The organism is Nonomuraea sp. NPDC051191 (genome assembly GCF_044455665.1).
In the GTDB taxonomy this organism is placed as follows: domain Bacteria; phylum Actinomycetota; class Actinomycetes; order Streptosporangiales; family Streptosporangiaceae; genus Nonomuraea.
On record NZ_JBITEZ010000010.1, the window covers coordinates 219,396 to 239,172 of the forward strand.

At 73.5% G+C, this 19,777-nt stretch carries 18 protein-coding genes; 8 read left to right on the top strand and 10 right to left on the bottom strand.

Annotated elements, in window-relative coordinates; translation table 11 throughout:
- The first annotated feature begins 132 nt into the window (after positions 1-132).
- Positions 133-1,866 (top strand): protein kinase, encoded by a 1,734-nt coding sequence (locus ACIA8R_RS28645; protein WP_397041329.1) that lies wholly within the window; start codon positions 133-135, stop codon positions 1,864-1,866.
- A 110-nt stretch (positions 1,867-1,976) separates the two neighbouring features.
- On the top strand, positions 1,977-2,972 hold the full coding sequence (locus ACIA8R_RS28650) for a coiled-coil domain-containing protein (protein ID WP_397041330.1): 996 nt from the start codon (positions 1,977-1,979) through the stop codon (positions 2,970-2,972).
- 91 nt (positions 2,973-3,063) lie between these two features.
- Here the strand turns inward: ACIA8R_RS28650 and ACIA8R_RS28655 are convergent, their stop codons facing one another.
- The 3 genes from ACIA8R_RS28655 to ACIA8R_RS28665 form a co-directional block, all read right to left on the bottom strand.
- Positions 3,064-4,008, bottom strand: a complete 945-nt coding sequence (locus tag ACIA8R_RS28655; RefSeq protein ID WP_397041331.1) for a pirin family protein — start codon at positions 4,006-4,008, stop codon at positions 3,064-3,066.
- 46 nt (positions 4,009-4,054) lie between these two features.
- A complete protein-coding gene (locus tag ACIA8R_RS28660) occupies positions 4,055-5,176 on the bottom strand; it encodes an MBL fold metallo-hydrolase (RefSeq protein ID WP_357704680.1) in 1,122 nt (373 codons plus the stop codon).
- An 87-nt stretch (positions 5,177-5,263) separates the two neighbouring features.
- Positions 5,264-6,052 (bottom strand): SDR family oxidoreductase, encoded by a 789-nt coding sequence (locus tag ACIA8R_RS28665; protein ID WP_357704682.1) that lies wholly within the window; start codon positions 6,050-6,052, stop codon positions 5,264-5,266.
- Between the two features lie 105 nt (positions 6,053-6,157).
- Between ACIA8R_RS28665 and ACIA8R_RS28670 the strand changes: the two genes are divergently transcribed.
- A complete protein-coding gene (locus ACIA8R_RS28670) occupies positions 6,158-6,883 on the top strand; it encodes a TetR/AcrR family transcriptional regulator (protein ID WP_397041332.1) in 726 nt (241 codons plus the stop codon).
- Between the two features lie 169 nt (positions 6,884-7,052).
- Here ACIA8R_RS28670 and ACIA8R_RS28675 read toward each other — a convergent pair whose 3' ends face one another.
- The 4 genes from ACIA8R_RS28675 to ACIA8R_RS28690 form a co-directional block, all read right to left on the bottom strand.
- Positions 7,053-7,787, bottom strand: a complete 735-nt coding sequence (locus ACIA8R_RS28675) for a DUF3152 domain-containing protein (protein WP_364088232.1) — start codon at positions 7,785-7,787, stop codon at positions 7,053-7,055.
- A gap of 184 nt (positions 7,788-7,971) precedes the next feature.
- Positions 7,972-9,378, bottom strand: a complete 1,407-nt coding sequence (locus tag ACIA8R_RS28680; RefSeq protein WP_397041333.1) for an NAD(P)/FAD-dependent oxidoreductase — start codon at positions 9,376-9,378, stop codon at positions 7,972-7,974.
- A gap of 109 nt (positions 9,379-9,487) precedes the next feature.
- Complete coding sequence (locus ACIA8R_RS28685; RefSeq protein WP_364088237.1) at positions 9,488-9,916, bottom strand: type II toxin-antitoxin system PemK/MazF family toxin; 429 nt, start codon at positions 9,914-9,916, stop codon at positions 9,488-9,490.
- Between the two features lie 43 nt (positions 9,917-9,959).
- Positions 9,960-10,841 (bottom strand): helix-turn-helix transcriptional regulator, encoded by an 882-nt coding sequence (locus ACIA8R_RS28690; RefSeq protein WP_397041334.1) that lies wholly within the window; start codon positions 10,839-10,841, stop codon positions 9,960-9,962.
- A 252-nt stretch (positions 10,842-11,093) separates the two neighbouring features.
- On the opposite strand from ACIA8R_RS28690, the gene ACIA8R_RS28695 reads away from it, so the two are divergent.
- Positions 11,094-11,444, top strand: a complete 351-nt coding sequence (locus ACIA8R_RS28695; RefSeq protein WP_364088242.1) for a VOC family protein — start codon at positions 11,094-11,096, stop codon at positions 11,442-11,444.
- Here ACIA8R_RS28695 and ACIA8R_RS28700 read toward each other — a convergent pair.
- Positions 11,441-12,517: an epoxide hydrolase family protein gene (locus ACIA8R_RS28700; protein ID WP_397041335.1), complete on the bottom strand. Its 1,077-nt coding sequence runs from the start codon at positions 12,515-12,517 to the stop codon at positions 11,441-11,443. The two genes, ACIA8R_RS28695 and ACIA8R_RS28700, sit on opposite strands and share 4 nt — an antisense overlap.
- Before the next feature lie 51 nt (positions 12,518-12,568).
- On the opposite strand from ACIA8R_RS28700, the gene ACIA8R_RS28705 reads away from it, so the two are divergent.
- Positions 12,569-13,513, top strand: coding sequence for a helix-turn-helix transcriptional regulator (locus tag ACIA8R_RS28705; RefSeq protein ID WP_397041477.1), 945 nt, complete (start codon positions 12,569-12,571; stop codon positions 13,511-13,513).
- Positions 13,514-13,520: 7 nt separating this feature from the next.
- Entirely contained in the window at positions 13,521-14,294 is a 774-nt protein-coding gene (locus ACIA8R_RS28710; protein ID WP_364088246.1) for an acyl-CoA thioesterase domain-containing protein, read from the top strand.
- A 39-nt stretch (positions 14,295-14,333) separates the two neighbouring features.
- Here ACIA8R_RS28710 and gndA read toward each other — a convergent pair whose 3' ends face one another.
- Together gndA and ACIA8R_RS28720 are read right to left on the bottom strand one after the other, a co-directional pair.
- The gene (gene gndA, locus ACIA8R_RS28715) at positions 14,334-15,758 is read right to left on the bottom strand and encodes an NADP-dependent phosphogluconate dehydrogenase (RefSeq protein WP_397041336.1); all 1,425 of its coding nucleotides are present in this window, start codon (positions 15,756-15,758) and stop codon (positions 14,334-14,336) included.
- A gap of 68 nt (positions 15,759-15,826) precedes the next feature.
- Positions 15,827-16,519, bottom strand: coding sequence for an HAD family hydrolase (locus ACIA8R_RS28720; protein WP_357704948.1), 693 nt, complete (start codon positions 16,517-16,519; stop codon positions 15,827-15,829).
- Positions 16,520-16,543: 24 nt separating this feature from the next.
- On the opposite strand from ACIA8R_RS28720, the gene ACIA8R_RS28725 reads away from it, so the two are divergent.
- Both ACIA8R_RS28725 and ACIA8R_RS28730 read left to right on the top strand, forming a co-directional pair.
- Positions 16,544-17,188: an SDR family oxidoreductase gene (locus ACIA8R_RS28725; protein WP_357704702.1), complete on the top strand. Its 645-nt coding sequence runs from the start codon at positions 16,544-16,546 to the stop codon at positions 17,186-17,188.
- Between the two features lie 81 nt (positions 17,189-17,269).
- Complete coding sequence (locus tag ACIA8R_RS28730; protein WP_357704704.1) at positions 17,270-19,774, top strand: ATP-dependent Clp protease ATP-binding subunit; 2,505 nt, start codon at positions 17,270-17,272, stop codon at positions 19,772-19,774.
- Positions 19,775-19,777 lie beyond the last annotated feature (3 nt).

The following is a 19,777-nucleotide window of genomic DNA, read 5'->3' on the forward strand; positions in this document are numbered from 1 at the left end:
CTACTATAGGAAGTAGGAAAAATACCGATTGAGATAGGGGTCTGGTTACTCCCGCGAAGGGGCTCGACACGGCGTGTTACATTCGGCTAGCGTCCTGACATAAGGATCTATATCCGGTCAGGAGGGCCCGACATGGCTGTTCCCGGTTACACGGAGATCCGGGAACTCGGTCACGGAGGGACCGGCCGCGTCATGCTCGCCGTCCGCGACTCCGACGGCTTACCGGTCGCGATCAAGCACCTGTCCGAGAACCTGCGCGAGGACGGCGAGTTCGCCGCCCGCTGCCGCGCCGAGGCCCGGGTCATCGGCGAGATCGACAGCCCCCACACCGCCCGCCTGCTGGACTATGTCGAGGCCGGGGGCGCGTCCGCCATCGTGATGGAGCTGGTCGACGGCGTCACGCTGCGCCGCCTGATCGCCGGGGAGGGCGGCACCGGCGTGGAGGCCGCGCTCACCGTGCTGAAGGGGGCGCTGCTCGGCCTGGCCGAGGCGCACCGGCGCGGGGTGGTGCACCGCGACTTCAAGCCCGAGAACGTCATCGTCACCACGAACGGCGACAGCAAGCTGGTCGACTTCGGCGTGGCGGCCCGCTTCGGCGAGACCGGCGCCCTGGCCGGCACCCCCGCCTACATGGCCCCCGAGCAGTGGGACGACGCCCCGGCCGGCCCGGCCACCGACGTGTACGCCGCCACCGTGGTCTGCTACGAATGCCTCACCGGCCGCCGCCCGTTCACCGCCGCGAACCTGGCCGCCCTGGCCTTCCAGCACCAGCACATGCCGCCCCCGCTGGAGAAGGTGGACGGACGGCTGCGCGGGCTGATCGAGCACGGCCTGGCCAAGGACCCCGCCGACCGGCCGGCCTCGGCCGAGGCGTTCCTGGCCGAGCTGGAGGAGGTGGCGCACGGGACGTACGGTGCGGGGTGGGAGCTGCGCGGGCGGTCGGGGCTGGCCGTGCTGGCGATGCCGTTCGCCGCGCTGCTCCCGTCGGCCGGGACCGGCGCGGGCGGCATCTTGGAAGGCGGCGTGGACAGCGGTGCGGCGAGTGGGGCCTCTACGGCCACCGGCGTGGTGCGCAGCTCGCTGGGGGCGCCGGCCAAGTCGGCGGTGACCGGCGGGCTGGTGCTGGCGACGGCGGCGGCGGTGGCGTCGACGTTCGTGATCTGGAGCGGGTCGCCCTCGCCCTCGACCGACAGCGGCACCGCGCTGCCACCCGTGTCCACGGGGACCGCCTCGATGACGGCGCCCGTCTCGCCGGAGCCGGTGACCCCGGTGACGCCCGTGCCCAGCGGGTCCGGGACGGTCTCGCCGCCGGTGATCGTCACCGTCGGGCCCAGCGGGCAGCCGACCGGGCCGCCCGTCACGGCGGGGCCCGCGTCGTCCGCGCCGGCTTCGTCCGCGCCTGCTACGCCTCCCGCCTCGGCGACCGCCGGCGACCGGCCGCCGGGTCCGACCGGCAGGCCGACCGGCAGGCGGACGGAGACCGGGTCGCCGCCCACGCGCTCGGCGCCGCCGTCCACCCGTCCGCCCGCCACTCGTCCGCCCGCCGGTGACCCGCCCTCGACCCGTCCGCCGTCCACCGGCGGCCCCGCCACGAGCGCCCCCGCGCCCAGGCCGCCCGCCACGAGCGCGCCCGCTCCCGAGCCGCCTCCCGCCAAGACCCACAAGCCGCTCCTGTCGGTCTCGATCGGGTTGTCGCTCGGCGGCTCCCTGCTCGGCGGTGGCGGAGGCGGGCTGCTGGACGCCGACCTCGACGTCGGGCTCGGTTCCAGCCTGCTCGGCATGCTCGTGGTGCCCGGATCGGCGCTGGTCGGAGGGCGTATGGCGGTCAGACGCATACGAAAAGCCCGTAGTCAGGAAAAGTCATAAGTTGCGGGGAAGGATGCTTGATCCCCTACTATCAGCGTCGGATAGAGGGCGTCCCGGAGTCTGATTAGCTCCTGACCGGAACTGCCCTGCGGCTCAGGCTAAGGAGGACAGTGGCGGTCGCCTCCCCCGCCGTGGGTCACGTCGCGCGGGCCATGGTCGCCGTCCTGACCGGGCTGGTCCTGATGGCGGGCAACGCCTCAGCGGGGCTCGCGGCCCCCAAGCCCTCCGTGAAGCAGCTCAAGAAGGAGCTGGCCGCGCTGAGCAAGGAGTCGGACCGGCTGATCGAGGAGTACTACAACGGCCGCCGCGCCCAGCAGCAGGCCGAGAGGACGGAGAAGGCCGCGCGCGAGCGGCTGGCCGCCGCCCAGGAGGTCTACGACCGGGAGTCGCTCCAGCTCAGGACGCTGGCCGTGGCCCAGTACATCGGCGGCGAACCCAACCAGGTCGCCCTGTTCACCGCCAGCGAGGACCCGGACGGGTTGTTGCGCCGCCTGGCGCTCAGCCGTCACCTCATCGACGTCCAGGACGCCCGTCTGCGCGGCTACGCCCAGGTCAGGGACGAGCGCCGCAAGGCCGAGGAGGAGGCCGCGGCCCGCTCCGAGGAGCTCGGGACGGCGGTGGCCGACCTGGAACGGCGCAAGGAGAAGGCCGAGAAGCTGATCGAGCGGATCAGGGACCGGATCGACGAGCTGTACACGGCGCCGGGGGTGCGGCGTCCGGACGGTACGTGGGTGCCGCAGCTCCCGGACGGCTCCGAGAACATCACGCCGCGCATGCGCCTGGTCAAGACGTTGATCAAGGAACGGTTCGCGGTGCCGATGGGGATCGGCTGCTACCGGACGATCCAGGACGGCGGCGAGCACCCCCTCGGCCGGGCCTGCGACTTCATGCTCAGCCACGGCGGCGCGATGCCCTCGCCGGCCGAGGTCAAGCGCGGCTACGAGATCGCGAACTGGGCGATCAAGAACTCCCGGCGCCTGGGCATCATGTACATCATCTACCGGCAGCGCATCTGGCACTCCAGGACCGGCACCTGGCGCACGATGTCCAATCGCGGCGGCACGACAGCCAACCACTTCGACCACCCGCACATCTCGGTCTACTGATCCGCGGGGGCCGGGAGCGCGGCCCACTGATTCTCCGAGGGTGGCTGGGCGCTCGGCCTACTGATCTTCGGGGGTGGTTGGGCGCTCGGGTCTACTGATTCTGGGGGCCGGCTGGGTGCTCGGCGCGGACGCGGCCGCGGGGCTTGAGCCGGATGGAGGGGAGTGCCGGGGCGGGGAGCGGGTCGCCGTCGAAGCCCTCGACCGAGCCGAAGCCCTCGCCCTCCATCCACTCCTCGCGGAAGGCGGCGATCTCCTCGTGGGAGCGTCCCACGAAGTTCCACCACATGACGATCTCCTCGCCGAACGGCTCGCCGCCGATCAGCAGCACCCGTCCGCGCCCGGACAGCCGCAGCGTGCCGGGGCCCGGCGGCAGGTAGCGCAGCGCGCCCGGCACGGCCTGCTCGACCTCGCCGTCGAGCAGCAGCAGCCCGTGCTCGAAGCCGGGGTCGAGGGGCACCTCGCCCGTGCCGTCCACCGTGATCTCGGCGCCCACCAGGGGGCTGTGGGCGGTGGCGGGCGAGGTCACGCCGCCGAGCTCGCCCATGATCACAGTGGCCTCGAAGCCGGGGCCGGACAGCACGGGCAGGGTAGCGTGGTGCTCGAAGGCGGGGGCCGTTCGACGGTGGGCGTCGGGCAGGGCCACCCAGAGCTGCACGCCGTGCAGGGTCGTGCCCGGCGACTCCTCCGAGTGCGAGATGCCGCGCCCGGCTGTCATCAGGTTGAGCTGGCCGGGGCGCACCCGGCGCAGGCTGCCCACGCTGTCGCGGTGGAGCACCTCGCCCGCGACCAGCCAGGTCACCGTCTGCAGGCCGGTGTGCGGGTGGGGCGGCACGCGCATCAGCGCCGGTTCGGGGCCGTAGGCGTCGACGAAGCACCAGGCGCCGATCATCCGGCGGTGCACGCCGGGCAGCGTCCTGCTGACCCGCATCGCGCGGGGGCCGCCCAGGGGCACCTCGCGCCCGGTCAGCACCTCGCCGCGGCCGTCGGCTTCGGCGGCGCAGCGGAGTTCCTGGGGGTCGCGTTCCATGTTGCTCACCCCATGACTGTAGGGGGCCGTACGACCCCCTACGCGTCCCGGACCGTTACCCCAGGGTCTCCCACCAGCCGTCAACGGCCTGGACAGCGGTCACGTCGACGCCCTCGCCCGGCCGGGGCACCACGATCTCGACGTCTCGTGCCTTCGCCTCCCGCCACAGCCGGTCGACCGGCTCGGCCCACGGGTGCAGCGCCAGCGTGAACGTCGCCCAGTGGACCGGCAGCAGCAGCGAGCCGCCCAGGTCGAGGTGGGCGTTGACCGCCTCCTCCGGGTTCATGTGGATGTCGGGCCAGGCCGGGCTGTAGGCGCCGATCGGCATCAGCGTCAGGTCGAACGGCCCGTGAGCGGCGCCGATGCCCCGGTAGCCCTGGAAGTATCCGGAGTCGCCGGCGTAGAACACCCGCTTGTTCGCCCCGGCCACCACCCACGAGCCCCACAGGGTGTCGTTCCTGGTGAAGGTGCGTCCGGAGAAGTGCCGGGCGGCGGTGGCGACGAAGCGCAGGCCCGCCACCTCGGCCTCCTCGTCCCAGTCGAGCTCGATGATCCGGTACAGCGGCACGCCCCACCGCTCAAGGTGCGCCCCGATGCCCAGCGGGACCAGGAACGGCGCCTTCTGGGTGCGCGTGAGCGAGCGTACGGTGGCCATGTCCAGGTGGTCGTAGTGGTCGTGCGAGATCGCGATCGCATCTACCTGCGGCAGCTCGCCGAGGTCGACCGGCAGCGGGTGGTGCCGCTTGGGGCCGACGAGCTGGGAGGGGGAGACCCGGTTGCTCCACACCGGGTCGAACAGCACCCGCTTGCCCTCGATCTCCACCAGCGTGGAGGCGTGGCCGTACCAGACCGCGCGCAGGCCGTCGGCGGGCGGCGGGCCGGACGGGGGCAGGCGCAGCGGGATGGGCCCGGCCGGATGCCGCTGCTCCTTGTTCCTGCCCAGCTCGGCGAGCAGCCCCACGGGCGGCGTGGTCATCAAGGTGGTCGGCTCGGGCATGGGGTTGACGAAGGTGTCGCCCCTGAACTGCGGCGAGCGCCGCATCCTGCCCGCCCGGTCCGGCCCTGACGTCAAAGGCCGCACACCCAGCTCGGCCGGTATCCCGCGCAACGCCCATCCGGCCGCGGCGGCCACCGCGCCGCCCGCGAGGATCCGCCGTGCGGTCCGCATTCCTGCCATTGCCCACGCTCCCCTGGAGATGATGTCCATCCCGCCCAACCGGACGGGATTCCCCGGTGTTCCCGTTCTACGATATATCGCGATAGTTCAAACCGTCTTGATCGCTCCGCCGTCGATGACGTAGTCGGCGCCGTTCACGCTTCCGGCGTGCGGCGAGGCCAGGTACGTCACCAAGGTGGCGACTTCTTCCGGTTCGACGAACCTACCGGTCGTCATTCCGGTGACCGACGGCAGCCCCGCGAGCAACTGCTCGTGCTCCATGCCGAGCGAGGCGGCCAGGGCGGCGCCGTACCCGTCGGGGGCCTCCCACAGGGCGGTGCGCGCGGCGCCGGGGGAGACGGTGGCGACGCGCACCCCCTGCGGGCCGAACTCCTCGGCCAGGGCCTTGCCGAACGCCGTCAGCGCGGATTTGGCGACGGTGTAGACCATCGGCCCCATGTGCGGCGCGCGGGCGCCGTTGGAGGAGATGTTGATCACAGTGCCGCGCCGGCGCAGCAGGCTGGGCATCGCGGCCCTGGTGGCCCGCACGGCGCTGAGGAAGTTCAGGTCGTAGGCCTGGCGCCAGGCGTCGTCGTCGAAGCCGAGGAAGCCGCCGAGCTGCCCCTGGCCGCTGTCGCCGCCGCCCACGTTGTTGACCAGGAGGTCGATCTCGTCGAGCTCGGCCAGCGCCCGTTCGACCAGCTCGGCCGGGCCCGCCGCGGTGGACAGGTCGGCGGTCACTACGGTCGCGCCGGTGCGCTCCAGCTCGGGGGAGATCGTGCGGGCCGCGGCCACGACCCGCATGCCCTCGGCGCTCAGCGCCTCGACGATCGCCAGCCCCAGCCCCCTGCTCGCCCCGGTGACGACGGCGGTCTTGCCGGTGAGTCGCATGTCCATGAGAAACGCCTTTCTTGCATCAGTGGTGATGCGATGACTCTAGAACTTGCAACACGGATGACGCAACTTCGGCTGGAAGGGGAACTGTCCTGTACCCTCTGAGCTGTGAGTGGGACGACGCGGGCCCTGCGGTCCGACGCGGAGCGGACGGTCAGGACGATCCTGGAGGCCGCCGAACGGGTGCTCAGCAGGAACCCGGCGGCCAGCATGGAGCAGATCGCCGAGGCGGCCGGGGTGGCGCGCACGACCGTCCACCGGCGCTTCGCCTCCAGGGACGCGCTGGTGGAGGCGATGGCGGAGTGGGCGACCCGGCAGTTCGCCGCCGCCGTGGACGCCGCCCGTCCCGAGCAGGCGCCGCCGCTGGTGGCGCTCTACCAGGTGACGGCGAACGTGCTGCGGGTGAAGATCGACTGGGGGTTCGCGATGAGCCGCGCGTCGGTGGCCGGAGTGGCGGGGGCGGAGGTGGCCCGGGTGCACTCCGAGGTCGAGGCGAGGTGCGACCAGCTGTTCCGGCAGGCGCGGACCACCGGGGTGCTGCGGGAGGACGTGGAGCCGGAGTGGGCCCGGCGGGTCTACTACGCGCTGATCCACGAGGCGGCGCAGAGCCGGGACGGAGAGCCGGAGGCGCTGGCCGCGCGGCTGGTGGACACCATGCTCCGGGGCCTGGGCCCAGGCCCCGGCCTCCCACCCGCCCCCACCGCGCCCTCTGTTCCCGCGCCCACCCCGACTGCGCCCCCTGCGCCCGCCCCCACCGCGCCCGCCCCTGACTTCGCCCCGACCGCGCCACCTTCCTCCGCGGTGAGCCCGCCCGGCGGGCCGGGCGGCTCCTAGCCCTTCCGCTGGCGGGAGCTTCGAGCCCGTCTGAGGGGTAGCCCGCCGCCCCGGCTGCTCGCGCCGCCTGCCAGGCTGGGCGCCTACCGATCCCTTCGCCGTCGGGAGCTTTGAGCCCGTCCGAGAGTGGCCCGTCGACCCGGTGCTCGTGTCGCCCGCCGTGCTTCGCTCAGGGTTTGCGGGTCAGGGCGTCGCGGCGTTCCTCCGGCCGGCGTTCGGGGTGGGGCCATGGGTTCGGACGGCAGCGGCCCAGCGACTTGGACTGCTGGACCATCACCGGAGCCGGCCGGCCCGGGCCGGGGCAGGCGCGGTGGCCGTGTCCCAGGCTGTGGCCGACCTCGTGGCTGATGACGTAGTCGCGGTAGGCGGCCAGGTCGCCGTCGTACTGGGGGACGCCGTCCGCCCAGCGGACCGCGTTGATGACCGAGCGGGTCCCGTTCCAGCACGACAACGTGCCGCCGGTGCGCAGCGGCAGGCACTGGCGGACGGTCAGCTCCGGGCTGGACAACGCCACCCGGACCCGTACCGGACCGTGGTCGACGCGCTGGAAGCGGGCCCATCCGCGCGGGTCGTTGAGTGTCCGGTGCACGGCCGCCGCGAACACGGCCCCGTCGATCGGCAGGCCGCGTTCGACCTCCACCAGGTAGCGCACCACCTCACCCTCTCCGGGCCGGGCGGCCGCGCCGCCGGGCACCACGGCGTACGAGCCCGAAGCGGCGTACGGCACCTTGACGTGCTCCGCGGGAAGCGGAGTCGGCGCGGGGACGGAGGGACGGGGCGGAGGCGTGACGGACGGCGCGGGAGTGGTCCGCTTTCCAGAGCCCTCGGGCCCGTCCGCTCGTTCCGGGGCGGAGGCGCATCCGGCCGCCAGCAGCACAATGATCAGCAGCGCGAGCAGCGGCAACGCGGCCTCCCCACGAGATCACGATGGGGAGGAATCCACCATATCCGCGCAGTGCCGCATGGATCATGCCGGGGTCCGGCCAACGCCGGCCTACCCGCCTACACCCCCTTCCGGACGCGGCCCAGCCACGGATGGCCTCCCGGCCGTCCTTCATGCGGCGTCCGGCCGGTCACTCGCGGGCGGGTCAGACGGCGGGCGGCGCGTAGGGGGTGAGGTCGATGGGCGACTGTTCGTCGAGGGCCAGCCTGGCCACGAGCTCGCCGGTGAACGGGCCGGCCGTCAGGCCGTACGCGCTCAGGCCCGTCGCCACCACCACCCGGGGGGTGAGCCGGCCGATGAGGGCGGGGCCGGGGGCGTTGACCGGGCGCAGGCCGACCCTGGTCTCCGACACCGTCGCCCCGAACAGGCCGGGCGCCACCCGCAACCCCGCCGCGATCACCTCGTCGAGCCCGCCCATCGTGACCCGCGGCGCGAACCCGACGTCCTCCACGGTCGCGCCGATCACGACCCGCGAGCCGGGGAACCCCAGCAGGTACGGCCCGCTCCTGGGCAGCACGATGGGCCAGAACGCGGTGTCCACGCCGTCGAGCGTGGCGTGCAGGATCTGCCCCCGCCGGGGGAACACCGGGAGCTCCACCCCGAGCGGACGGCACACCTCGCCGGTCCACGCCCCGGCCGCCACGATCACGACGTCCGCCTCCAGCGGGACGCCCTCGTCGGCGGGCGCCCGATCGGCCGCGGGAGGCCCGGCGGGCTCGGCCGGACGGGCTGGCCGGACGGGCGCGGCAGGCTGGACGGGTTCGGCGGGCGCGGGCGGGATCGGGGCGGGGCCCTCCGGGGAGCCGTCAGGGGGACCGCCGAAGGGGGCGTCGCCCGCCGCTGCGACCGGCCCCTCGGCGGACGCCTCAAGGGGGCTCTCGGTCAGGTCCCCGGTGGAGGACGGCGTGAGAGGGGCGGCCTGCGGCCAGGAGGCGGTCTCGCCGCCCGCCGCCTCGGCACCGGGGCCGGTCCACTGCCGCCCGTCGCCCGCCGGGGGCTCCTCGTCGGCGGCATGCAGGCGTACCCGCCCGTCGGGGGTGAGGACGGCGTCGCCCCTCAGCACCTCGGCGCCCTGGGCGACGGCGGCGCGCAACAGCGCGTCACGCACGGCGCCGCCGTCCACCCGGGCGGCGCCGGGCACGAGCAGCGCGCTGAGGTCGTCGGACAGCGGCGGGAACAGGTCGGACGGCGTGAGCACGTCGGTGACCTCGCCCATCTCGGGCGCGTCGGCGTAGCGGCGGCGCAGCAGCGCGCGCACCGGTTCGAGGTCGACCGGGTCCTCCGCCACGAGCAGGGCCCCGACCTTGGCGTAGCCGATGTCCTCGCCCAGGGCCTCGACCAGCGCCGGGTAGTGGCGGGCGCCCTCCCTGGTCAGCCGGTACCAGGCGTCGTCCTCCGGATGGTCCACCCAGGGGCACACGATGCCCGCGCCCGCCTGGGTCGCCTGCCCCTGGGAACCGCGGTCCACCACGGTCACGGCCACGCCACGGCCGCTCAGGTAGTAGGCCGCGCTCGCTCCGACGATCCCGCTGCCGATCACCACAACACGCATGGACCCATGATCGCAGGCGTGGGTGACCTCGGGCGATGACCGGATCGTGCGCTTACCATCCGGATACTCCCTCACGCCCATCCATGGGGTCAGGGACCCGGCGGCGCGGTCAGCCCACGCCCCACCCGTGCGTCTGCATGAGGACGGACGCCACCCGCGCGAACCGGTCGCCGTCGAGCACCGCGCCCTCGCGGCGGATGTCGGCCTCGTCGAGCACGAAGACCCGGTCGAGCCGCAGGTACGACACCCGCCCGTCGCGGCCCCACGCGCCGACCTCCAGCCAGTCGGGGCCGTCGTCGCCCTTGCTGGACAACATCATGCCGAGCAGCCTGCGCCCGGTACGGCCCACGACCAGCAGCGGCCTGTCCTTGCCCCGCGCCGGATCCTCCTCGTACGGCACCCACGCCCACACGATCTCCCCCGGATCGGCCAGGCCGTCGAGGTCGGGGGAGTAGGCCAGAGTGACGGGCCCGTTGAGCGAGTGGACCTCGCGTACGACGCCCCGGTCGGGCCGGGGGTCCTCACCTAGATCACGCATTGTGGGAGCCTACGGCGGCGGGCCGCCCGAAATCCACCCGGCCTCAGGGAACGGGGGAGGCCAGCAGACGGCGTAAGGCCGCCGGGGTGTGGCCGACGTGGCGGCGAACCGTGCGGGTCAGGTGGGCCTGGTCGGCGAACCCGAGGTCGGCGGCGAGCGCGGCCAGGCCGGTCTCGCCGCTCTCCAGCCGGTCGAGTGCCCGGCTCACGCGCACCCGGTTGCGGTAGTGGGTCAGCGAGACGCCCAGCTCGCGGGTGAAGGCCCGGCTGAGCCGGTAGGGGGAGACGGCCAGGAGCTCCGCCAGCGGCAACAGCCCGGCGGCCGCCGGATGATCGGCCGAGATCGCCTCGCGGGCGGCCTCGGCGATGGCGGCGGGGGAGCGGACAAGGGCACGGACAGGGGAACGGGCGGGGGAGCGGGCAGGGGAGCCGGCAGGGCCGGGGGCGGGCGTGGGCGCGGCGGCCGGGGTGGCGGGCCCGGCCAGCTGGGTGAGGGTGGCGCTGGTCAGCGACAGGAGGGACTCGACCAGCGCGAAGTCGGGGTCTCCCGCGCGGGCGGCGGCCAGCAGGCGCCGGTGCGCGAGCTCGAAGCGGGCGTCGACGTAGACGGTCGGGCGGGCGAGCCGCGTGCCGTCGCCCGCCAGCGTGCGCCAGAGCGCGGGGGACAAGGACAGGGAGGTGCAGACGTCGCCGCCCGCCGGGTGGGCGAAGCGTTCCTCCTCGCCGGGCGCGCCCAGGTAGGCCATCGTCGGGTCCACGGCGGCCGGGCGGCCGTCGGCCATGCGGCGGAACGCGCCGCGGTGGACCAGCACCATGCGGTGGGCGCGGCCGACCTCGGGCCGTGACCAGCCTCGGTGGTCGTCGACGCAGGTCACCAGGTCGAGGGTGAAGCCCTTCCCACGGGCCAGCTGTCTGGAGGATCGCACCCGCCGAACGTTACGCGCCGCCTCCGACAATCTCCCCCGCCACGGCCCGGGGCCTGTGGCGCCTGGGGGCATGGCATCGGCGGAGATATGGGGTGGAGGGGTGGAGGCGTGGGGTGGATCGGGCGAGGCAACTCCGGAAAGGGCGTGGAGCGGAGGTGTGGTGGGGGCGGGCGAGTGTGCGGCGGTGAGGGGGCGGGCGGGGTGCAAGGATGTTCAAGACCCGGTGTCGTCGTCACCGGCAAGGTGGGCGACATGACAACAATGATTTCCTCCATAGTCGTCGACTGCGCCGACCCCGTCGCCCTGGCGGCCTTCTACGCCAAGGCGACCGGCTGGCAGGTCGCCGACTCCGACCCCGAGTACGCCACCGTCACCGGCGGCCCCGTGCAGCTGGCCTTCCAGCGGATCGACGGCTACCAGGGCCCGGGCTGGCCGAACGACGGCAAGCACCTGCACCTCGACCTCACCGTCCCCGACGTCGCGGAGGCGAAGCGGACGTTGGTCGCCCTGGGCGCCACCCTGCCCGACCAGCAGCCGGGCGGTGACGAGTGGACGGTGGTGCTCGACCCCGAGGGTCACCCGTTCTGCGTGATGGCCGGCTAGAGCCCGGCGAAGAACGCCCTGACGTCCTCGGCCAGCAGATCGGGGGCCTGGAGGGCGGCGTAGTGACCGCCGCGCGCCGGCTCCGACCAGCGCACCACGTTGTGGGAGCGCTCGGCGTAACGGCGGACCGTGCTGTCGCCCGGGAAGACGGCCACGGCCGTCGGCGTCCTGCCGGGCTCGGCGGGCGGCGCCCAGTCGCCGCCGCTCTCGCGGTACAGGCGCGCCGAGGAGCCGGCGGTGCCGGTCAGCCAGGTGATGGTGACATCGGTCAGGACGTCGTCGGGGGCGACCCCGCCGACGTCCTGGCCCCAGCTCGCGAACGCGTCCAGGTGCCAGGCGAGCTGGCCGGCGGGCGAGTCGGCCAGGGCGTAGGCCAGGGTCTGCGGCCTGGTACCCTGGACGGCGGCGTAGCCGGAGAACTCGCGGTGCCAGCGCTCGATCCGCCGCGCGCGCTCGGTCTCGGCGTCGGTCAGTCCGGACAGGTCGTCGGAGACGAAGGCCGTGAGCGCGTTCAGGTGCACGCCCACCACCCGGTCGGGGACCGTCCGGGCCAGCGCGGGGGAGACGAGCGAGCCGAAGTCGCCGCCCTGGAGGCCGTACCGGTCGTAGCCGAGGCGGTCCATGAGCTCGATCCAGGCGGCGGCGACGCGGCGCACGCCCCAGCCGGTCTCGGTGGTGGGGCCGGAGAAGGCGAAGCCGGGCACGGACGGGATGACGAGGTGGAAGTCCCGGGCGAGCGGCTCGGCCACCCGGGAGAAGTCGGCGAACGTGCTGGGCCAGCCGTGCGTCAGCAGCAGCGGCAGCGCGTCCGGGCGCGGCGAGCGTACGTGGGCGAAGTGCACGCGCTGGCCGTCGATCTCGGTCGTGTACTGCGGCAGCTCGTTGAGCCGCGCCTCGTGCGCCCGCCAGTCGTAGCCGTCCAGCCAGTACGCGGCCAGCTCGCGCACGGCCTCGGGCGGCACGCCGTAGGACCAGCCGACCCCGTCCAGGGCGTCCGGCCAGCGCGTACGGTCCAGCCGCGCCCGCAGGTCGTCGATCGCGGACTGTGGGACGTCGATGACGAATTGGTTCATGCCACCCACGCTAGGCACCATTGCGGTCAGGAACGGGCCACAATGGACAGTGTGCTCGACACCTCGGCGCGGCTTCTGCGCCTGCTCTCCCTCCTGCAGACGCGGCGCGAGTGGCCCGGCGCGGAGCTGTCGAACCGGCTCGGCGTGGCCCCGCGCACGCTGCGCCGCGACATCGAACGGCTGCGCGGCCTCGGCTACCCGGTGGGCTCCACGCCGGGCGTGGCCGGCGGCTACCGGCTCGGTCCGGGCGCGGAGCTGCCGCCGCTGCTGCTGGACGACGAGGAGGCGGTGGCCGTCGCGGTCGGCCTGCGCACGGCCGCGGGCGGCACGGTGACCGGCATCGAGGAGACCTCGCTGCGCGCCCTGGCCAAGCTCGAACAGGTGCTGCCCGCCCGCCTGCGGCAGCGCGTGAACGCCCTGCAGACGCACACCGTGCGCGTCGGCGGGCAGGGCCCGACGGTCGATCCCGAGCTGCTGATCCGCATCACCGCCGCCTGCCGCGACCGCGAGCAGCTCCGCTTCGACTACACCGACCACGAGGGCGCCGTCACGCTGCGGAAGGCCGAGCCGCACAGCCTGGTCAGCAAGGGCAACCGCTGGTACCTGGTCGGCTGGGACGTCGACCGCCAGGACTGGCGCACGTACCGGGCCGACCGGATCGAAGTGCGCACGCCGAACGGCCCGCGCTTCGCCCCGCGCGAGCCGCCGGAGGCCGACGTCGCCGCCTGGGTGCGGCACCGGCTCGGCCACGAGATGTGGCCGGTCCAGGCCCGTTTCCTCATCCACGCGCCCGCCGCACGCCTGGCCGGCCGCGTCGCCGGTCAGGTCGAGCCCGTGGACGAGGCCCGCTGCGTGCTCACCATGCGCGGCGACGACCTGCACCTGATGGCCGTGGCCGTGGCCTTCCTCGACGTCGACTTCGAGGTGCTCGAACCGACCGAGCTGAAGGAGCGCCTGCGCGCACTGGGACGGCGGCTGCTCTCTTCTAGAATATGATTCGGTGATGGCGACGTCAGCGTTCTTCACGCGCAAGGAGGGCGAGTTCGTGCCCGCCCCGCACGCGCGCAGCCCCTGGTCCCCCGACATGCTCCACGGCCGCCTGCTCGGCGGCCTGGCCGCGAGCGCCCTGGAGGAGCGGCACGCCGAGCCCGGCCTGCACTTCGCCAGGCTGACCGTCGACCTGTTCCGCAACAGCCCGATGCTGCCGGTGACGGTGGAGACCACCCTGGTCAGGGACGGGCGGCGGATCCGGGTCGCCGACGCCGTGCTCTCCACCGCGCAGGGCGTGATCGGCCGGGCCTCGGCCGTGCTGCTCCGGCAGGGCGAGCAGCCCGGCGGCAGGCTGCCGCACACGCCCGCCTGGGACGAGCCGCCGCCCGCCGGCGCCCCGGCCGAGGGGCAGGGCTGGAAGCCGCCGTTCGACCTGTGGCGGCTGACCGACTGGGGCCAGGGCGGGCGCGACCGGGTGTGGCTGCGGGAGACGCACCCCCTGATGGACGACGAGCCGCTGACGCCGCTCACCCGCGCCGCCCTGGCCGCCGACTTCGCCAGCCCGCTGGCCAACGTCGGCTCGGCGGGCGTCAGCTTCATCAACGCCGACTACACGCTGACGCTGGCCCGCCTGCCCGAGGGCGAGCTGATCGGCGTCGAGGCCGGCGGCCACCTCAGCGCGGAAGGTGTGGCGACCGGCCAGGTCACCCTGCACGACACGACGGGCCCGATCGGGTTCTGCGTGGTCACGGCGGTCGCCAACCCGGTCGCCCTGACCGGCCGCTGACCTCCCGGCGACCACCCGGCGAACTCCCGGCGAGCGAGGTCAGGCGGGGCTCTCGGTGCGGTCGCCCGACCAGTCGGTGTGGAAGGCGCCCTCCCGGTCCACCCGGTGGTAGGTGTGCGCGCCGAAGTAGTCGCGCAGTCCCTGCACCAGCGCGGCCGGCAGGCGGTCGCGGCGCAGCCCGTCGTAGTAGGCCAGCGCGGAGGAGAAGCCCGGCGTCGGCACGCCGATCCGCACGGCCGTGGTCACCACGCGCCGCCACGCCTCCTGCGCGGCGTTCAGCGCGGCGGCGAAGGTGGGGTCGGCCAGCAGCGTCGGGAGCTGCCGGTCGGCGTCGTACGCGGTGCGGATGCGGTCGAGGAACTTGGCCCGGATGATGCAGCCGCCGCGCCAGATGGTGGCCATGGCGCCGGGGTCGACGTCCCAGCCGTACTCCTTGGAGGCGGCGGCGATCTGGTCGAAGCCCTGCGCGTAGGCGACGATCTTGGACGCGTACAGTGCCTGGCGGACGTCCTCGATCAGCTCGCGCCCGCCGACGCCGGACAGCTTCGGGCCCTCCAGCGACGCGGCGGCGGCGCGCTGCTCGGGGTGGCCCGACAACGCGCGGGCGAAGACCGCCTCGGCGATGCCGGTCACCGGGACGCCCAGGTCGAGCGCGCTCTGCACGGTCCAGCGGCCGGTGCCCTTCTGCTCGGCCTGGTCCACCACGACGTCCACGAACGGCTTGCCCGTGGCCGCGTCCACCTGCTCCAGCACCTCGGCGGTGATCTCGATCAGGTACGAGTCCAGCTCACCCCGGTTCCACTCCCTGAACACCTCGGCCAGCTCGGCCGGCGTCGCGCCCAGGGCCTGGCGCAGCAGGTCGTAGGACTCGGCGATGAGCTGCATGTCCGAGTACTCGATGCCGTTGTGCACCATCTTCACGAAGTGCCCGGCGCCGTCGGGGCCGACGTGCACCGCACACGGCACCCCGTCCACCTTGGCCGAGATGTCCTGCAGGATCGGGCCCAGCGCCTCCCACGACTCCTTCGAGCCGCCCGGCATGATGCTCGGGCCGAGCAGCGCGCCCTCCTCGCCGCCGGAGATGCCGGTGCCGACGAAATGGATGCCACGCTCGCGCAGCGCCGCCTCACGCCGCCGGGTGTCCTGGAAATGCGCGTTGCCGCCGTCGACGATCATGTCGCCCGGCTCCATCAACTCGGCGAGCTGGTCGATCACCGCGTCGGTGCCCGGACCGGCCTTCACCATGATGATCGCCCGCCGCGGTCGCTTCAGCGACGCCACGAACGCGGCCAGCTCGTCGGCCGGCAGGAACGTGCCCTCCCCGCCGAACTCCCTGACCAACTGCTGGGTACGGGCCGTCGTGCGGTTGTGCACGGCGACGGCGTACCCGTGCCTGGCCAGGTTCCTGGCCAGGTTCCGCCCCATGGTGGCCAGGCCGGTGACGCCGATGTCTGCCAAATCCATCTCAATGCTCCTCTGTGGGGGATACGCACGATCAAGCTGGGAGGCTCGGCGAGATATTCCCCCGTCGCTCAGGAGGGGGAGCGCACGCCGAGCTCGTCCAGCCTGTCGAGCATGTCCGCCGGGTCGGCGTACACGCGGAAGGCCCCGGCGCGTTCGAGCTCGTCCCTGCCATATCCACCGGACAGCAGCCCGATGCCGAGCGCGCCCGCCCGGCGGGCGGCCAGCAGGTCCCAGACGCTGTCGCCCACCACCATCGCATGCAGCGGGTCCACCTGGACGAGCGCCGCACCGGCCAGGAACAGATCCGGGTCCGGCTTGGCCCGCCGCACCAGGTCGCGGGTGACCATCGGGGTGTCCTCCGGCAGGCCGAGCATGCCCAGCGCGAGCCGGGCCGTACGGGCGTAGCCGCTGGTCGCGATGGCCCACGGCACGCCGCGCGAGCTCAGCTCGCCGAGCAGCTCGGCGGCCCCCGGCAGCGGCCGCACGGACTCCACCTGCTGCTCGTACGCCTCGGCGTGGGTGACCTGCAGCTCGTCGATCTGCTCCGGAGTCAGCTTCAACCCGGTCTCGCGCAGCAGCGCGCTGACGAACAGGCCGCCGCTCATGCCGATGCGCCGGTGGATGCGCCACACCGACAGGTCGATCCCCATCCCGGACAGCGCCTGCCGCCAGGCGATGACGTGCTGGTAGACGCTGTCGATCAGAGTGCCGTCCAGGTCGAACAGGAACGCGGGCGTGGGGGCCTGCGGGAAGTCGTTCATGACGTCCATGACACCATGGGAGGCATGCGGATCATCATCGCGGGTGGGCACGGGAAGATCGCGTTGAGGCTGGCCGAGCGGCTCGGGTCCGGCGCGGTCGGCCTGGTGCGCAACCCCGCGCACGTGGCCGACGTCGAGGCCACGGGGGCCGAGGCCGTGCTGTGCGACCTGGAGAGGGCCACGGCCGACGAGGTGACGGAGATCCTGCGCGGCGGCGACGCCGTGATCTTCGCGGCCGGCGCGGGTCCCGGCAGCGGCGCGGCCCGCAAGGACACCGTCGACCGGGCCGCGTCCGTGCTGATGGCCGACGCCGCCGAGCGTGCGGGCGCGCGGCGCTTCATCCAGATCTCCTCCATGGGCGCCGGCCGCCCGCCCGCGCCGGGCAGCGACGCGGTCTGGGCCGCCTACATCGAGGCCAAGACCGCCGCCGAGGACGACCTGCGCGCCCGCGACGGCCTGGCCTGGACGATCCTGCGCCCCGGCCGCCTGACCGACGAGCCGGGCACGGGCCTGGTCCGGCTGGCCCCCGAGGTGCCGCCCGGCTCGGTGCCCCGCGACGACGTGGCCGCCGTCGTCCTCGCGCTCCTGGACAATCCGGGCACCGCGCATCGGACGCTGGAGCTTGTTTCGGGCGAAACCCCTGTCATCGATCTGGTGGCCACTGAGTAATGCGTCCCCTTTGCCGATTGCTGGCTATGACTTGCGGCTTCTTCGGCTAGATGTCCCCCTGATGCACTAGGGGGAGATCAAATGTCGGACATGCCGTTCAGGTCGTTCTTCGGGGGAGATCCGTTCAGGGGGTTCGAGGAGCTCACCGGGCGGGTGTTCGGCGGGATGGAAGGCTGGCCGCCGTCGCGTCCCGGCGTACAGCGGGTCGACGTGGGCAAGCTGCTCAGCGCCTCGGCGAGGGAAGTGCTCAGCCGGGCGCTGGAGGTGGCCGGGCAGCGCGGCGCGCAGGACATGGACGTCCTCGACATCCTCGACGCGCTGACCGAGTCCGACGCCACGCGCCCGCTGATGCAGGCGGCGGGCATCGACCTCGGCAGGCTGCGCGACCGCATCGACGCCCTGACCGGGCCCGGCACGGGGACCGAGCCGCCGACCACGCTCTCCCCGGCGGCCAAACGCGCCGTCCTGGACGCCCAGCGCATCTCCCGGGCCCTCCAGTCGTCCTACATCGGCCCCGAGCACCTGCTGCTCGCCGTGGCCGCCAACCCCGACTCCGGCGCCGCCCGCCTGCTCCAGGAGCAGGGCGTCTCGGCCAACGAGCTGCAGCAGGCCATCATGTCCGGCGCTTCCCGCCAGCAGCACGGCGACGGGCGGCAGCCCACCGACACCCCCGCGCTCGACGAGTACGGCCGCGACCTGACCGAGGAGGCCAGGCAGGGCAGGATCGACCCGGTCGTCGGCCGCGAGGACGAGATCGAGCAGGCCATCGAGGTGCTCTCGCGCCGCACCAAGAACAACCCGTGCCTGATCGGCGAGCCCGGCGTCGGCAAGACCGCCATCGTCGAGGGCATCGCCCAGCGCATCGTCAACGGCAGCGTGCCCGACACGCTCAAGGACCGCCGCGTCGTCGCGCTGGACCTGACCGGCATGGTCGCCGGGTCGAAGTACCGGGGCGAGTTCGAGGAGCGCATCAAGAAGGTCATCGACGAGGTGCGCGCGCACGCCGACGAGACCATCGTCTTCATCGACGAGGTGCACACCCTGGTCGGCGCCGGCTCGGCCGAGGGCGGCATGGACGCGGCCAACATCCTCAAGCCCGCCCTGGCCCGCGGCGAGCTGCACGTCATCGCCGCCACCACCATCGACGAGTACCGCAAGAACATCGAGAAGGACGCCGCGCTCGAACGCCGCTTCCAGCCGATCCTGGTCAGCGAGCCCACCGTCGAGCAGACGGTGGAGATCCTGGCCGGGCTGCGCGACGCGTACGAGGCCCACCACCAGGTGCGCATCACCGACGAGGCCCTGGACGCCGCCGCCAACCTCTCGGCCCGCTACATCTCCGACCGTTTCCTGCCCGACAAGGCCATCGACCTGATGGACCAGGCCTCGGCCCGGGTCCGGCTGCGCTCGCGCACCCCCGGCAGCGACGTGCGCGAGCTGGAGGAACGCCTCGACGCGCTGCGCCGCGACAAGGACCAGGCGGTCACCTCCGACGACTTCGACCGCGCCAAGGAGCTCACGGTCCAGATCGACAAGCTCCGCCCCGAGCTGGACCGCGCCCGGCAGGGCCACGACGCCGTCCCGCAGGTCATGGTGGAGGACATCGCCGAGGTCGTCTCCCGGCGTACCGGCATCCCCGTCACCCAGCTCACCGAGCAGGAGCGCGAGCGCCTGATGCGGCTGGAGGAGCACCTGCACGAGCGGGTGATCGGCCAGGACGAGGCCGTCGTCGCCATCGCCGAGGCGGTGCGCAGGGCCAGGGCGGGCCTGTCGGATCCGAACCGGCCCATCGGCAGCTTCCTGTTCCTCGGCCCGACCGGCGTCGGCAAGACCGAGCTGGCCAGGGCGCTGGCCGCCGCGCTGTTCGGCGGCGAGGACCACATGGTGCGCATCGACATGAGCGAGTTCCAGGAGCGGCACACCGTCTCCCGGCTGATCGGCGCGCCCCCCGGGTACGTCGGCTACGAGGAGGCCGGCCAGCTCACCGAGGCCGTACGCCGCCGCCCGCACGGCGTCATCCTGCTCGACGAGATCGAGAAGGCCCACCCCGACGTCATGAACATCCTGCTCCAGATGCTCGACGACGGCCGCCTGACCGACGGCCAGGGCCGCACGGTGGACTTCACCAACACCATCGTCATCATGACCAGCAACATCGGCGCCCAGCTCATCCTGGACGCCGAGGGCGACTCCGCGCAGCTCCAGGACCAGCTCATGGACCTGCTGCGCCACTCCCTGCGCCCCGAGCTGCTCAACCGCATCGACGAGGTGATCGTCTTCAAGCGGCTGGAGCGCGAGCAGCTCCGCCAGATCGTGGACCTGCTGCTGGAGCGCACCCGTCAGCGGCTGCGCGGCCAGGACGTCACCCTGGAGGTCAGCGACGAGGCCAAGGACTGGCTGGCCCGGCGCGGCTACCAGCCCGAGTTCGGCGCCCGCCCGCTGCGCCGCACCGTGCAGCGGGAACTGGACAACCGCCTGTCCACGATGCTGCTGACCGGAGAGGTGGGCGAGGGCGGCAAGGTCACCGTGGACGTCGAGGGCGACGAACTCCGGCTCAGGGCCCACAACCCGGAGCCGGTCGGCTGAGAA